General features: G+C 52.3%; 9 protein-coding genes. 2 read left to right on the top strand and 7 right to left on the bottom strand.

The window, feature by feature from the left end:
* Positions 1-2: 2 nt before the first annotated feature.
* Together FGS84_RS01775 and ileS are read right to left on the bottom strand one after the other, a co-directional pair.
* Complete coding sequence (locus tag FGS84_RS01775; protein WP_138306021.1) at positions 3-2456, bottom strand: glycogen/starch/alpha-glucan phosphorylase; 2454 nt, start codon at positions 2454-2456, stop codon at positions 3-5.
* Positions 2457-2572: 116 nt separating this feature from the next.
* Entirely contained in the window at positions 2573-5707 is a 3135-nt protein-coding gene (gene ileS, locus FGS84_RS01770; RefSeq protein ID WP_138306020.1) for an isoleucine--tRNA ligase, read from the bottom strand.
* A 564-nt stretch (positions 5708-6271) separates the two neighbouring features.
* Between ileS and FGS84_RS01765 the strand changes: the two genes are divergently transcribed.
* Positions 6272-7729: a nicotinate phosphoribosyltransferase gene (locus FGS84_RS01765; RefSeq protein ID WP_138306019.1), complete on the top strand. Its 1458-nt coding sequence runs from the start codon at positions 6272-6274 to the stop codon at positions 7727-7729.
* Positions 7730-7848: 119 nt separating this feature from the next.
* Here FGS84_RS01765 and FGS84_RS01760 read toward each other — a convergent pair whose 3' ends face one another.
* Positions 7849-8595 (bottom strand): Sir2 family NAD-dependent protein deacetylase, encoded by a 747-nt coding sequence (locus tag FGS84_RS01760; RefSeq protein WP_138306018.1) that lies wholly within the window; start codon positions 8593-8595, stop codon positions 7849-7851.
* 169 nt (positions 8596-8764) lie between these two features.
* Positions 8765-10057 (bottom strand): galactokinase family protein, encoded by a 1293-nt coding sequence (locus FGS84_RS01755; protein ID WP_138306017.1) that lies wholly within the window; start codon positions 10055-10057, stop codon positions 8765-8767.
* Between the two features lie 174 nt (positions 10058-10231).
* Here FGS84_RS01755 and FGS84_RS01750 point away from each other — a divergent pair, with 174 nt between their 5' ends.
* The gene (locus tag FGS84_RS01750) at positions 10232-11233 is read left to right on the top strand and encodes a TIGR01212 family radical SAM protein (RefSeq protein WP_138306016.1); all 1002 of its coding nucleotides are present in this window, start codon (positions 10232-10234) and stop codon (positions 11231-11233) included.
* Here the strand turns inward: FGS84_RS01750 and FGS84_RS01745 are convergent.
* The 3 genes from FGS84_RS01745 to FGS84_RS01735 all read right to left on the bottom strand — a co-directional run bounded on the left by FGS84_RS01745 (position 11185) and on the right by FGS84_RS01735 (position 15374).
* Positions 11185-12501, bottom strand: coding sequence for a CapA family protein (locus FGS84_RS01745; RefSeq protein WP_138306015.1), 1317 nt, complete (start codon positions 12499-12501; stop codon positions 11185-11187). The two genes, FGS84_RS01750 and FGS84_RS01745, sit on opposite strands and share 49 nt — an antisense overlap.
* 20 nt (positions 12502-12521) lie before the next feature.
* The gene (locus FGS84_RS01740; protein ID WP_138306014.1) at positions 12522-13382 is read right to left on the bottom strand and encodes a DegV family protein; all 861 of its coding nucleotides are present in this window, start codon (positions 13380-13382) and stop codon (positions 12522-12524) included.
* Positions 13383-13961: 579 nt separating this feature from the next.
* Positions 13962-15374 carry a hypothetical protein gene (locus FGS84_RS01735; RefSeq protein ID WP_138306013.1) on the bottom strand — a complete coding sequence of 471 codons (1413 nt, stop codon included), beginning with the start codon at positions 15372-15374 and terminating at the stop codon, positions 13962-13964.
* Positions 15375-15395: the final 21 nt, after the last annotated feature.

The following is a 15395-nucleotide window of genomic DNA, read 5'->3' as shown; positions in this document are numbered from 1 at the left end:
ATTTACATTTCTACGGTCACTTTCTTCAGATGCCAGATATCCTTCACATACTCCTCAATGGTACGGTCGGATGTAAACTTTCCGCAGTTGGCCGTGTTAAGGATGGCTGCCCTGGCCCACCATGCCTGGTCCCTGTAAGCCTTATCCACCCTCTGGTGCGCTTCGGCATAGGAGCGGAAGTCCTTGAGTATGAAATAGGTATCGGCCCGGTCGCTGCTCTTGGTATTCAGAAGGGAGTTATAGATATCCCTGAACAGCTCCGGGTTATCCGGTGCATAGTAGCCGTTAATCAGCTGCATGAGTACCCGGCGGATTTCCTGGTCATTGTTAAAGATATCCATGGGGTAATAGCCGCCGTTGTTCTCGTAGTTTATAACCTCGTCAGAGGACATGCCGAAGATGAATGCATTGTCCATGCCCACTTCCTCCACGATTTCCACGTTGGCGCCGTCCATGGTTCCCAGAGTAAGGGCGCCGTTGAGCATGAATTTCATGTTGCTGGTGCCGGACGCCTCCTTGCTGGCCGTGGATATCTGCTCGCTGACATCCGCCGCAGCAAAGATAAGCTCTGCATTGGAAACCCGGTAGTCCTCAATGAACACCACTTTAATCTTACCGTTAATGGATTTGTCGTTGTTGATGACATCCGCCACGGAGTTAATGAGCTTGATGGTCAGCTTAGCCCGCTTGTAGCCTGCGGCTGCCTTGGCGCCGAAGATAAAGGTCCTGGGAATCATATCCATATCAGGATTATCCTTCAGCTGGTTGTACAGATACATCACATGGAGGATGTTCATCAGCTGGCGCTTATATTCGTGAAGCCTCTTGACCTGCACGTCGAAAATGGAGCGCGGGTCCACGTCAATACCGTTGTACTCTTTGATGTACCTGGCGAGGCGCAGCTTGTTCTGGTACTTGATGTTCATGAACTCAAACTGGCACTTCTCATCCTCTGCAAAGAGCTCCAGCTTCTTGATATGGGGAAGGTCGGTAATCCATTCATCGCCTATCTTGGAAGTGACCCAGTCCGCCAGAAGGGGGTTGCCGTGAAGCAGGAACCGTCTCTGGGTTATGCCGTTTGTCTTGTTGTTGAACTTCTCCGGCATCATCTCATAGAAGTCTTTTAACTCCTGGTTCTTGAGGATTTCCGTGTGGAGCCTTGCAACGCCGTTGACGGAAAAACTGGCTGCAATGGCCATATACGCCATCTTAACCTGGCCGTCATAGATAATGGACATCTTGCGCAGCTTTTCCTGGTTGCCGGGATACATGGTCTGAATCTGGTTCTGGAACCTGCGGTTGATTTCCTCCACAATCTGGTAGATTCTGGGCAGAAGCCGTGAGAACAGCTCGATGGGCCACTTCTCCAGTGCCTCTGACATAATGGTGTGGTTTGTATAGGCACAGGTCCTGGTGGTCACCTCCCACGCCTCATCCCATGTAAGCCCCTCCTCATCCAGAAGAATGCGCATCAATTCGGGAATGGTAACCGTCGGGTGGGTATCGTTCAGCTGGAATACTACCTTTTCGTAGAATTTCCTGATGTCATCGTGTTTCTCCTTATACTTCCTGACCGCCCTCTGGACGCTGGCGGAAATAAAGAAATACTGCTGCTTCAGGCGCAGCTCCTTGCCCGCGTAGTGGTTGTCATTGGGGTAAAGGACCTCCACAATGGTCTTGGCCAGGTTCTCCTGCTCCACAGCCTTCTGGTAATCTCCCCTGTCAAAGGAATCCAGGTTGAAGGTGTTAATGGGTTCCGCATCCCAGATGCGAAGGGTATTTACCACATTGTTGCCGTATCCGATAACAGGCAGGTCATAGGGCACTGCGCGGACAGACTGGTATCCGTCCTGTACAAAATGGTTTACGCCGCCCTGGTTTTCTATACGCACATAACCGCCGAATTTGACCTCAGTGGCATACTCCGGCCTGCGGATTTCAAATGGGTTGCCGTCCTTTAACCAGTTGTCAGGCACTTCTACCTGGTAACCGTTCTCAATCTTCTGCTTGAACATGCCGTAACGGTAACGGATGCCGCAGCCATAGGCCGGATATCCCAGGGTTGCCAGCGAATCCAGGAAGCAAGCCGCCAGACGTCCCAGACCGCCGTTTCCAAGGGCTGCATCCGGCTCCTGGTCCTCAATCACGTTCAAATCAAATCCCAGCTCATCCAGGGCTTCCTTAATCTCATCCCTGGCGCAGATATTGATGATGTTATTGCCCAGGGCACGGCCCATGAGGAACTCCATGGACAGGTAGTATACTGTCTTAACGTCCTTTTTCTCATATTCCTTGTGGGTGGCAATCCATTCGTCGATGATGACATCCTTCACAGCATAGGCCACTGCCTGGAATACCTGCTGGGGAGTCGCTTCATCAATGGTCCTTCGGAACATGTTCTTTACGTTGTCCACCACGCTGCGCTTGAACGTTTCCTTATCAAATCCTTTATTCATCGGCCATTATCCTCCTGATTTCACTTCCGTTTTCTATACTGAACTATTGTATGTAAATCATTCCCAAATTATCAGATGGGGCGGGGTTTTATAAGCCCCGCCTCACAATCTTACCATTATTTCATGGTCTTTTCAACACCGAGCATCACATTTTCGCCGTTAATGTTCCACTCTTTGACAAAGCCAGACATGGCGCCGATGTTAATATGGTCCGCCATGACCTCTGTCTTAATCTCGTCCGCATGCGTCTTAATCAGCTCCGCAATCCGGTCATTTCCATCCTGGTACACGCTGATGTGGTCCATTACCTCAAATCCGGCTTCCTTGCGCATGGTCTGAATCTTGCTGATAAGCTCCCTCACAAAGCCTTCCTCAATCAGTTCCGGAGTCAGGTTTGTATCCAGCACAACCGTCACATAGTTGTCCTCCTCTGTCACATAGCCGTCCTTCTGGGAAACATCAATCAGCAGGTCGTCCTTTGTCAGCACCACCTCCTGGCCGCCAAAGTCAAAGGTAAGCTGTCCCTTCTCATTCAGGGTGTCCATGGCAACGCTGCCGTCAATATCGGTCAGGGTCTGGCGAATCTGGTTCAGCAGCTTGCCGTACCTTGGCCCTACTGTCTTTAACTGGGGCTTAAAGGTGTAAGAAGTGAATTCCCTTACATCGTCAGAGAAAATCACCTGCTTCACATTCAGCTCTTCCTCAATAATTTGCACGTAGAATCTTGACAGCTCATGGTCGGCCTTCACATACATCCCGGCAATGGGCTGGCGGTTCTTGATATTGGCCGCATTCCTGGCAGCGCGTCCCATGACAACCACCTTCAGCACCTCGTCCATGTCGGATTCCAGCTCTGCATCAATCCAGGCATCATTCACCTCAGGGAAATCGCACAGGTGTACGCTTTCAGGCGCATCTGCATCCACTTTCCTCACAATGTTCTGATAAATCTGCTCTGTCATGAACGGAATCATGGGTGCTGCTGCCTTTGCAACGGTCACCAGGGCTGTGTACAGGGTCATGAATGCGTTAATCTTATCCTGCTCCATTCCCTTTGCCCAGAAACGCTCACGGCTTCTGCGCACATACCAGTTGCTTAAGTCATCCACAAACTCCTGGAGGGACCTGGCCGCCTCGGGAATCTGGTAATTCATCAGGCTGTTATCCACGGTCTTTACCATGGAGTTCATCTTGGACAGCATCCAGCGGTCCATAACCGGAAGCTTGTCGTATTCCAGGTTATATCTGGTCGGGTCAAAATTGTCAATGTTGGCATACAGCACCCAGAATGCATAGGTATTCCAAAGGGTGCCCATAAACTTGCGCTGTCCCTCGGTCACCGCCTTATCCTGGTAGCGCTTTGGAAGCCAGGGAGCGCTGCAGGTGTAGAAGAACCAGCGGATGGCGTCTGCGCCGTGGGCTGCCAGGGTATCGAAGGGGTCCACCGCATTGCCCTTGGACTTGCTCATCTTCTGTCCGTTCTCATCCAGCACAAGGCCCATGACAACCACATTTTCATAAGGCGCCTTGTTGAACAGCAGTGTGGACTCTGCCAGCAGGGAATAGAACCATCCCCTGGTCTGGTCCACTGCCTCGGAGATAAACTGGGCCGGGAACTGGGACTCGAACAATTCCTTGTTCTCAAACGGATAATGGTGCTGCGCAAAGGGCATTGCACCGGAGTCAAACCAGCAGTCAATAACCTCAGGCACGCGCTTCATGGGCTTGCCGCACTTGGGGCACCTGATGTTCACCGCATCAATGTATGGGCGGTGAAGCTCGATTTCATCCGGACAGTTGTCGGATAAGCTCTTTAATTCCTCAATGCTTCCAATGGAGTGCTGGTGTCCGCACTCACACTCCCAGATATTGAGAGGGGTGCCCCAGTAACGGTTCCTGGAAATGCCCCAGTCCTGGATGTTCTCCAGCCAGTCTCCAAAACGGCCCTTGCCGATGGAATCCGGCACCCAGTTAATGGTGTTGTTGTTGCGGATTAAGTCCTCCTTCACAGCCGTCATCTTGATGAACCAGGACTCTCTTGCATAGTAAATGAGAGGGGTTCCGCAGCGCCAGCAGTGAGGATAGCTGTGCTCAAAGCTGGGAGCTGAAAGAAGCAGTCCCCTGGACTCCAAATCCTTTAATACCATGGGGTCCGCATCCTTCACAAAGGTGCCTGCAAAGGGAGTTTCCGCCGTCATATCGCCCTTGGCGTCCACCAGCTGTACAAAGGGCAGGTCGTACTTGCGGCCCACATTTGCATCGTCCTCACCAAAGGCAGGTGCAATGTGTACGATACCGGTACCGTCTGTCAGTGTTACATAGTCAGCGCATACCATGTAGTATGCTTTTTTGTGCTGCTTCTCGCACAGGGGGACAGAGCAGTCATAGAGAGGCTCATATTCCTTGAACTCCAGGTCCCTGCCCTTGTAGGTTTCCAGCACCTCATAGTCCTCGCCCAGCACAGTATCTGCCAGTGCCTGGGCAATATAGTAGGTATAGCCGTCGCCTGTCTTGACCTTTACATAGTCTTCCTTGGGGTTCACGCACAGGGCCAGGTTGCTGGGAAGGGTCCAGGGGGTGGTGGTCCATGCCAGGATGTAGGCGTCCTCCCCCTTTGCCTTGAAGCGGGCAATGGCAGAGCGCTCCTTTACATCCTTATACCCCTGAGCCACCTCATGGGAGGACAGGGGGGTGCCGCAGCGGGGACAGTAGGGAACCACCTTAAACCCCTTGTACAAAAGGCCCTTGTCCCAAATCTGCTTAAGAGCCCACCACTCGGACTCGATAAAGCTGTTGTCATAGGTTACATAGGGATTGTCCATGTCGGCCCAGAAACCAACGGTGTTGGAGAAATCCTCCCACATGCCCTTGTACTTCCAGACGCTTTCCTTACATTCCTTGATGAACGGCTCCAGACCGTACTGCTCTATCTGCTCCTTGCCGTCCAGCCCCAGCTTTTTCTCAACCTCCAGCTCCACCGGCAGGCCGTGGGTATCCCATCCGGCCTTTCTCGGCACCATATAGCCCTTCATGGCCCTGTATCTGGGAATCATGTCCTTGATGACTCGTGTTTCCACATGGCCGATATGGGGCTTGCCGTTGGCTGTGGGCGGACCGTCATAAAATACATAAGGCTTGCAGCCCTCTCTCATCCTGATGCTCTTTTCAAAGATGTGCTCTGCTTCCCAGAACTTCTCCACTTCTTTTTCCCGTTCCACAAACTTAAGGTCTGTGGGGACTTTGTCATACATAGCGTCTTCCTCCGTTCCTGTCATTCATGATAGATTTTTATTCTGGTATGTGAAAAAGATTGTATATCCTCCTATGAAGCAAAAAAGCTTCCGTCCCGAACAGGACGAAAGCCATAAGCTGCTTCGTTTAACCACCTATTACTGCATACCATCATATGAGTTCCCTTAACGCGGGAAACGCGTCCCGGCCTATCATGCGCTGCTACTGCATTCTTTCAGCCGGACAGCTCCGGAGTGATTTTCAGTTCTGCATTACTTGCACCGGCTTCCACCTCCCCCGGCTCTCTGTGGCGTTCCTGCAGGCCTACTGTCTCCATCTAAGCCTTTTTCATTTAACTTCTTTATTATAATAACACATGTGTAAAATGTCAACCGTGTATCTGATTTTCGTTTATTTTAGGGCGATTGTCTGTTTTGGCATGATTGTTATTTTTTTGTCATTTCATTTGCCTTTTCCAGAATATGTGTTATACTACTAACCAATATTACTGCACAGCCGTCAAAATCCTGCCGAACCGCATATCCTGCGTACAGCACACCGGCTGCGCCCAGGGAGGAACCTATATGGAGCAGAGAAATCTTACCTTACTCACGGACCTGTATGAATTAACCATGATGCAGGGGTATTTTAAAGAAAAGGACGCCAACGAAACCGTTGTATTCGACATGTTTTACAGGACCAATCCCCATGGCAACGGCTTTGCCATCTGTGCAGGATTACAGCAGGTCATCGAATACATTGAAGACCTGCATTTTGAGGACAGCGACATTGAATACCTGGGAAGCCTGGGCATGTTTGACCAGGACTTCCTGAACTATCTCCGCGAATTCCGTTTTACAGGCGATATATACGCCATCCCTGAGGGAACCGTGGTATTCCCCAGGGAACCTCTTGTGAAGGTCATTGCTCCCATCATGCAGGCCCAGCTCATTGAGACAGCCCTGCTCAATATCATCAATCACCAGAGCCTTATTGCCACCAAGACAGAGCGCATTGTCTATGCGGCCAAGGGCGACGGCGTCATGGAATTCGGACTGCGCAGGGCCCAGGGACCGGATGCCGGCACCTACGGCGCAAGGGCAGCCATGATAGCGGGATGCATCGGCACCTCCAATGTGCTCTGCGGCAAGATGTTTGACGTTCCTGTCAAGGGAACCCATGCCCACAGCTGGATTATGAGTTTTCCGGACGAGCTGACCGCTTTCCGCACCTATGCCAAGCTCTATCCTTCCGCCTGCATCCTGCTGGTGGATACCTACGATACCCTGGGTTCCGGTATTCCCAATGCCATCCAGGTCTTTAAGGAGATGAGGGAGGCCGGCATTCCCCTTACCTTCTACGGAATCCGGCTGGACAGCGGCGATTTGGCCTACCTGTCCAAAAAAGCCAAGAAGATGCTGACCGAGGCAGGTTTCCCGGACGCAGTGATTTCCGCCTCCAACGACCTGGACGAAAACCTGATTAATTCCCTGAAGATGCAGGGTGCCGCCATTAATTCCTGGGGTGTGGGCACCAACCTGATTACCGCCAAGGACTGCCCATCCTTTGGCGGAGTATACAAACTGGCTGCTGTCCTGGACAAGGCCACAGGCCAGTTTGTTCCCAAAATCAAGCTGTCTGAAAATGCCGAGAAAATCACCAATCCCGGCAACAAGACCATACAAAGGATTTACAACAAGGCCACCGGCAAAATAATCGCTGATTTGATTTGCCTGGTGGGCGAGGAATTCAACACCAGCAATTCCCTTCTTCTCTTTGACCCCCTGGAGACATGGAAGAAGACCATGCTGGCGCCGGACAGCTACACCATGCGCGAGCTGATGGTTCCCATTTTCCTGGACGGAACCTGCGTGTACCGGTCGCCAAAGGTAATGGAAATCCAGGCTTACTGCAGAAAGGAGCTGGATACCCTGTGGGATGAATCCAAACGTCTCATCAATCCCCACACAGTCCATGTGGACCTGTCCAATGAACTGTGGCACACAAAAAACCAGCTGCTGGATTCCTTCCACAGAAAATAAGCAGGAAAAAACCTGCAAGCTTCCAACAGGCAGGACTACAAAAGGCCAAAACCGTCTTCCCCTCACAGCGGGGCGCGGTTTTGGCCTTTATGGTTTTGGCCTTTATGGTTCCGGTACTCTTAAATCCCTCCGTCCACCAAAAGGGGAAGGACATTCTGGGGAAGGTCGTATATAACCATATCAGCCTTCTCATCCAGCGGCCTGGGCACACGGTGGATGATTACCATCTTCTTTCCCTGGAAATACCGTATGTAGTTGCTGTAAACCTCAGAGCGCAGGCTGGTTCCCAGCACCAGCAGCACTTCGGCTCTGGCTATCTCCTCCGTGGTGCGGCTCATGATGCGGCTGTCCACCATCTCACCGTACAGGGACGTCCCCGGACGTATCATGGCCCCGCAGTTCCTGCAGTGGGGAACATGGCTGGAGTCCCTGATTTCCTCCATGGAATACAGACGGCCGCAGTGGGGACACCTGTTCTTATAAATGCTTCCGTGCAGATAAATCACATTTTTGCACCCTACCTGCTCCGGCAAATCAAATATATTGGTGGTGACAATGCAGTGAAGCCTGTCCTCTTCCTCCATCCTGGCCAGCGCCCTTACAGACGGAGTCATGTTGGGAATCTTTTTCAGTATCTCCTCACGGTAAAAGTCGTAGAAACGTTCCGGCCTTCTGGACAGACAGGAGATATGAAACAGCTCCTCCGGGGATTCCGAATATTTCTGTTCAATCTCATACGCCCTTCCTTCCTGCTTAAGCCCCAGAATGCCTCCCTCTTCCATCATCCCGGAACCGCAGATGGCAACCGTATAACGGCTGTCTGCCAGTATCTGCTTCAGGAGTTCCAGTGTCTTTTCACCAATCATACCCGCTCAGTCCTCCTCTTGTTCTGATTGCTTCAGCACGCGTTTTTAACCCCCGCGCCCTGGCATCATTATACCGCAAATTCCCCCGCCTTACCACAGGAATCCGCGGAAACTGTAAGCGCTATACCTTTTAAACGCGGCGTTTTCTGTCGAAACAGGCAGAACTGATTTAAACCAGGTCATTGAAGCAGATGGCTCCGTACGGACGGATGCTCATTTTATAGGCGCTCCCCTCCCCTGTGCACTTCTCGATGTAATGTATGAACTCCTCCACCAGCTCATTGGGCAGCACCGCCATGATGACGCCGGCAAAGCCGCCGCCATGAACCCTGCAGGCCCCTCTCTGCTTCTCTGCTATGAACAGCTCCGTAAGGGCAAGGGTGACCGTGATTCCCTGCTCCTGGTAATTGCTGTTGGTAAAACAGTTCTGGAGCCATTTCCAGGAGGAATTGCCGGATGCCGTTATATTGTTTAAGAAGTCCTGGAAACGGTTCTCCTTAAGGGCAAGCACCTCTGCCTCCACCCGCTTGTTCTCCTCAAAGAAATGCAGGGCGCGCAGCACAGAGCGGTCCCCGGCAAACTGCCGCACCTCTGCCAGGCTGTCAATGACCTGTTTCTCAGACACCTGGGACAATACCTCTTTTCCAAAGTATTGGGCCACCTTCTTCATTTCAGCCGGAACCGAGGAATAGTCTGCACTCAGGTCAGCATGGCCCTTGCCGGTCTGCACGATAATCAGGCTGTGGTCCTGGGAACCGAAGTCAAAGTCTATCTTCTCCACCTTAGGCGTCAGAGGCTCCATAAAATCAATGGTGATAAGTCCTCCCACAGCACAGGCCATCTGGTCCAGCAGGCCGGATGCCTTGTCCCAGTAGTTGTTTTCTGCGAACTTGCCGATATGGGCATAGGCCACAGTGCTCATGCGGCCCTCGTTGAAAAATGTGTTCAGCATGGAGCACAGCAGCATCTCAAAGGATGCGGATGAACTGACACCGGCAGCACTTATGACGTTGCTGGTAATATATGCGTTGAAACCTCCCACGCTGTAGCCGGAATCCTTAAAGCCCTGGAGAAGGCCCTTAACCAGGTCCACGGTTCCCGCCTTTTTCTCACTGGGTTCCAGATGGTTCAAATCAATGGTAAAATCCTGATTATATGTCTCGCTGACAATATGTACCTGATTGGATGCATTCTTTCCCGCTGCCCCCACACAGTCCAGGTTTATGCTGCCTGCCAAAACCTTGCCGTGGTTATGGTCCGTATGGTTGCCGCTGATTTCCGTTCTGCCCGGTGATGAGAACAGCATCACATCCCCTTCCCGGCCAAACATTTTCCCGTATCCGGCCAGCAAATCCTCATAGCGCTTCACATTGGCTTCTGCCCCGTCTTCCCCGTAGAGCTGCGCCATAAGCGCCCTGGCGCTGTCGCCCTGCAGCAGTTTTACCGTCTCATTTACATTCATGACTTACCTCTCCTATCTTTTCTGAAACTTCTGAATCCAGTTTATCACACATGGGGAGGAAACAACAATACAATATTCTCCTGTCTTCATACGTTTTTTTAAATAGGGATGACATCCGGCAGTTATTGCTGTTATAATCTCTTAATAACATCATTCAGAAAGCAGGTACTCACAATGGAATGGAACGGCAAACCTTATCACTCCCTGGACTATGAACTGAAACAGCAGTTCGGCCGGAAAATCTATAAGCTGTCCCTGGACGGAGGCATGACCTGTCCCAACCGGGACGGCACACTGGGAACAGGAGGATGCATTTTCTGCAGCGAAGGAGGGTCCGGCGATTTTGCAGCGCCCAGACATACATCTGTCTCACAGCAGATAGAGGAAGCCATGGCACAGGTGAAGCGGAAGATGCCGGACAGTCCGCAGGGTTCCTACATCGCCTATTTCCAGTCCTATACCAACACGTATGCGCCCCTGCCGTATCTGAAGCAATTGTTTGGGGAGGCTGTCTCCCACCCCTCCATAGCTGCCCTGTCCATCGGCACCAGGCCGGACTGCCTGGGACCTGAAACGGTTGGCCTGTTAAAGGAATTAAACCGTGTGAAACCAGTATGGGTGGAGCTGGGTCTGCAGACCATCCATGATTCCACTGCTGCCTTTATCCGCCGCGGATACGGCCTGCCGGTGTTTGAGGATGCCCTTGTCCGCCTTAAGGAAGCCGGGCTGACCGTCATTGTCCACGTCATCTTAGGGCTGCCCGGAGAAACCAGGGGCATGATGGCGGGGACCGTGGATTACCTGGCCCAAAGCCCCATAGACGGCATCAAGCTTCAGCTTCTCCACATTTTAAAAGGGACTGACCTGGCAGCGTACTGCCAAACCAATCCCTTTCCCATATTCACCATGGAGAAATACATTGATTTTGTCATAGACTGTGTGGAACGCCTGCCTCCCGGGCTGACCATCCACCGTCTGACGGGAGACGGACCAAAATCCCTTCTCCTGGCCCCCCTGTGGAGCGGAAACAAACGGATGGTGCTGAACACCCTCCACCGGCGTTTTAAAGAGCGGGACACCTGGCAGGGAAAATATTATGTCCCGGATTCCCCTGACAGGGTCCGCCTTTACTCTCCCGGTATTACAAGTCCATCCTCCCCCACTGTCACGCCGTAGGAAATGGATGTAATATACTGGTAAAAACCATTTTTTTCCCCTTCATCCGCCAGCATCCTGGTATATCCCCCTGAGGATGTGCCGGGAACCAGGCGGAGCGCAGCGTCCGTCCCGTCCCATTCCACCTTCAGAAGGGCTGTCTTCGGAATGCTGCTTCCGAACACAAAATTACCCAGGCTGTACACAATGGGCTTTCCCTTGTAGTACTCCAGCCCCTGAAGTACATGGGGATGACTCCCTATAACCAAATCGGCACCTGCGTCTATATACTGCTGTCCCAGGGTTCTCTGATATTCCTGGGGCCGCTCATCACGTTCAATTCCCCAATGCACATACACCACCAGGTAATCGCACTCCTCCCTGGCTTTTTTAATTTCCTCTAAAAGCAGGGACGGGTCATAGGTGGTCAGCATGCCCGGTCCCTTGGAAGTGGCGTTCCATGAGCCCTCAGGTATGACCCTGGAAGCTCCCAGGAAACCAATCCTGCGTCCCTTGGCCTCCATAAATACCGGCCTTTTGGCCTCCTCCAGGCTGGCTCCTGCCCCCACCCGCGCAATTCCGGCGTCATCCAGGGTGCTGCATGTATCCAGCAGGGCATCCGTGCCGAAATCCAGGGCATGATTGTTGGCCAATGTCACAATGTCTATGCCCAGCTCCTGAAACATGGAGACTTTTTCCGGCGGAAGGCGGAAGGTAAACTGCTTATCCGCAGCAGCCGTGCCCCGGCTGCTGAAGGGAAATTCCTCATTCACCATGAAAATGTCGCTTTCATCAATCACCTGGCGGAATCCGCTGTCCACCACCCCGCCTATACCGCCTGCCTTCCGGTATGCGTTCAGCACATGGTCCGACAAAAGGATATCACCTGCGAATACCAGCTGCAGGGGAGAGGCATTGTCTGCTGTTCCGGTTCCTGTGCCCTGCCCTTCTTCGCCATTTGGAGCTGCAGATGAACCGCTGTCCGTTGTACCCTGACTGTCCCTGCCCGGGCCGTCTTCCTGATTTGGGACGCTGTCTGTTCCTGCGTCCCCCTGACCGGCTCCGCCTGTTCCCGCATCACTTGTCTTGTTTCCGCCCGTTCCTCTTCCGTCCGGCCCTTCTCCGTCCGGCGTCATCCCTCCGGCCATTCCAACGCCTTCTGAGGCGCCTACCATCTCAGCCCTTACATATTTGTCCTGTCCTGAGTGCCATATGAAATATCCCGTAATACCGGCTAGCAGCAGCCCTAGTAATAAGGCTGCTGCCACAATACATCCTGTTCGCTTCATAAATCCTCTCCTGCCGGACATCAGACTGCCAGCACAATTCCTCCGTCATTGGCATATACAGTTGCCACGCCAGCTGCATTGGTAACCACAATCTTCTTAAATCCTATTCTCTTGGCCAGCTCTTCCTTTACATATTCAGCCCGTTCAGGGTTATTCACATGGCAGACCACCGCAATCTTGCTGGCTGCGTCCGCCACTTCCTTTACCGCAATGTCGCACATTCTCTGAAGGGCCTTATTCATTCCCCTGGCCTGGTCCAGCTTGATGATGGTTCCCGTATCCGCTCCCATCACAGGCTTGATGTTCAGGGCTGTGGCGAAAAACGCCTGCAGGCCTGACAGGCGGCCGTTCTTGCGAAGTGTATCCAGGCTCTCCAGTACAAAATAAGTATTCATGCCGTCCCTGTATGCCAGGGCCTTCTCCACCACCTGGTCAAATTCCAGTCCGGAATCGCACAGATTCTGGATAAACAGGGCAATGTTCAGTTCCCCGGAGGATGCGGACAGGGAGTCAATGACAGCCACCTTCTTGGCCTGCTCCTCCATACCCTTTTCAGCCATCTCCTCCTCGTACAGCTTCTTTGCCACTGCCGCCGAATTATAACTTCCGCTGAGGTGGCTGGACAGGGTGATGACAAACACAGCATCAGCCTCTGCTTCCTCAAATGCCGCCTTAAACGTCTCAGGCGACGGACATGCTGTCTTTGGGCACTCCGGGCATGCCTTCACCATCTCTATAAACCGCTTCTGGTCAAAAGTCTCATCATCCACTACCTGGGCACTGCCTACCTGCAGTGTCAGCGGAATCATCTGAAATCTGGAATCCTTCTTCATATCCTCTGTTAAATCAAGACAACTATCCCCGATAATCTTATAGGTCATAATAATGTCCTCCGGTTTTTCTTATCCATGCAGTTTCACATGTAGTATTCATTACTACTTATTATAACAGTATGGATGGTAAAATGCAATGCTTATGTGTTTCCAGTTTTATGGAGTTTTTTTGTGGGGAGGAGGGACGCGGACAGTATGAGGATATCGCGTTCGTGGGAGAGGACGGGCGGGGGAGGGATGCGCGGGCTGCGGGGTAAGAAGGTCTAAGGCCCTGGGAATCTGCTAAAAGCAAGGCCAAAGCTGCCCAAACTCGCTCCGCTCAAACAGCTGTGCAGCTTTGGCCTTAACACAGATTTCCACGGCCTAAGTCCTTCTAAACCCCTGTAGATGCACATCCCTCCCCCGCCCGTCCTCTCCCACCCGCCAGGTTTTCTCCGTCCGCTGACACTTCCTTCCATAAAATGAGAAATGAGTTGGCTTTGGGATTATTATGATGAAAAAAAGAGGAACAGAGGGCTGAAAATGATGGTTTTCCGGTCCTCTGTTCCTTTTTGCTTTGTATGCTTCATTTTACGTACATTATTTTACGTGCATTATTTTATGTACTTTGCTTTTTCATCCTGCGGCTCAGTGAGCCTGCTCTATGGCTGACAGAATCTGGTCAACGGTGGCCTGGCGTTCGCCGGTGTATTCGATGGAGATTTCCATGAGCTTGCCGTCTATCTGACGGAAGTAGGTGTCCTCATGGTCTGTGGTGCCGTCGCTGTTCTGGCTGGTGGTCTTTATGTATTTGTATTCATAGCCGCCCATGTTTACTGTGCCGGTGCTGTCCACGGCGTAATCGTAGTAGCCGGCGTATTCGGCGAGCCATTCCAGATAACGGTCTAACTGCTGGGTGGAATCAGTGTAGTCTATGGTAAGCAGGTAGCCGCTTCCCTCATCGTACCAGTAGTACATGTTTTCACCTGCCTCCAGGGGATAGCTGTAATAGCTTCCGTCGCCCAGCATCAGCTCTGCTGCCTCAGGAAACTTCATAAGCAGGTTGGCCCAGCGGTTGGTGTAGGTCTTTCCTGATATGGTGCCTGTCTCGTAGGCTGCGGCCGGACGCTGGCTTCCCTCCACCATGTAGCCCTGGGCGTCAAAGGTGTATTGGCTGCCGTCTATGGTCTTGGTCAGGCTGGTCACCATGTGGCCGAATTCATCCACATACTTCCATCTTCCGTTTTCTTCAATCCAGGCTTTATACATGATTTGGCCGCTGCCGTCCAGACGGTATGTAAGGCCGTTCTCATCCAGAGCCCATTCGTTGGTTCCGTATGTGCCGTCTCCGTGGAGATATTGCCATCCGCCGGCTTCCGTATAGCTCCATCCGCCTCCTGCGTATGGCTGCATCTGGCTTAAGAGCAGGGCTGCGGTTCCTGCCTGGTCGCCGGAGTAAATCTGGACCAGCATATAACAGTTTCCGCCAATCTCCCTCATGTAGATGTCCAGGAACATGCTGTTGGCCAGCTCCGCCATGTAGGCGTCATACTCCTGTTTTTCCTCCGGGGTCATGTCATAACCGCCAATCCAGGCAGACATGTACTGGGCCATCAGGGCTCCGTAATTAATCTTGATGGAGTAATAGCCAGCTCCTGCTATGCCTGCCGCTCCTGTGGATACATAGGAGCCGTAGGATACGTCCTGGCCCAGTATCTGCAGCATTTCCTGCATGATGCCCTCCAGGCTCTCTCCTTCCAGGTCCGCCACTATGCCTGCCGTGGCAAGAAAACTCTCCTTTTCTTCGTCAATGGACGCTGCGATGAAATCAATCTTCACCCCGTCCTCTTCCATATAGGACAGATAATCCAGTCCCAGGTTTCCCCCGTATCTCCCCACCTCGTAACCGGCCGGGAATGTGGCCTCAAATCCTGCCATGCTGCTTCTCACTGTGCTGCCCTCAATGGAACTGAGCCCTGTGGGAAGCGCCCAGGCTGTCATCGCGCCTGCGGCAGTCAGCACTGTGCTCAGCAGCACTGCCATGAAACGTTTACCTCTCATACGCCCCTTCTCCCTTCTTCA

It is taken from the genome of Clostridium sp. 1001271st1 H5 (genome assembly GCF_005845215.1).
In the GTDB taxonomy this organism is placed as follows: domain Bacteria; phylum Bacillota; class Clostridia; order Lachnospirales; family Lachnospiraceae; genus Enterocloster.
Note: the sequence above shows the minus strand (reverse complement) of the source record. Positions and strands in the feature narration are given on the sequence as shown.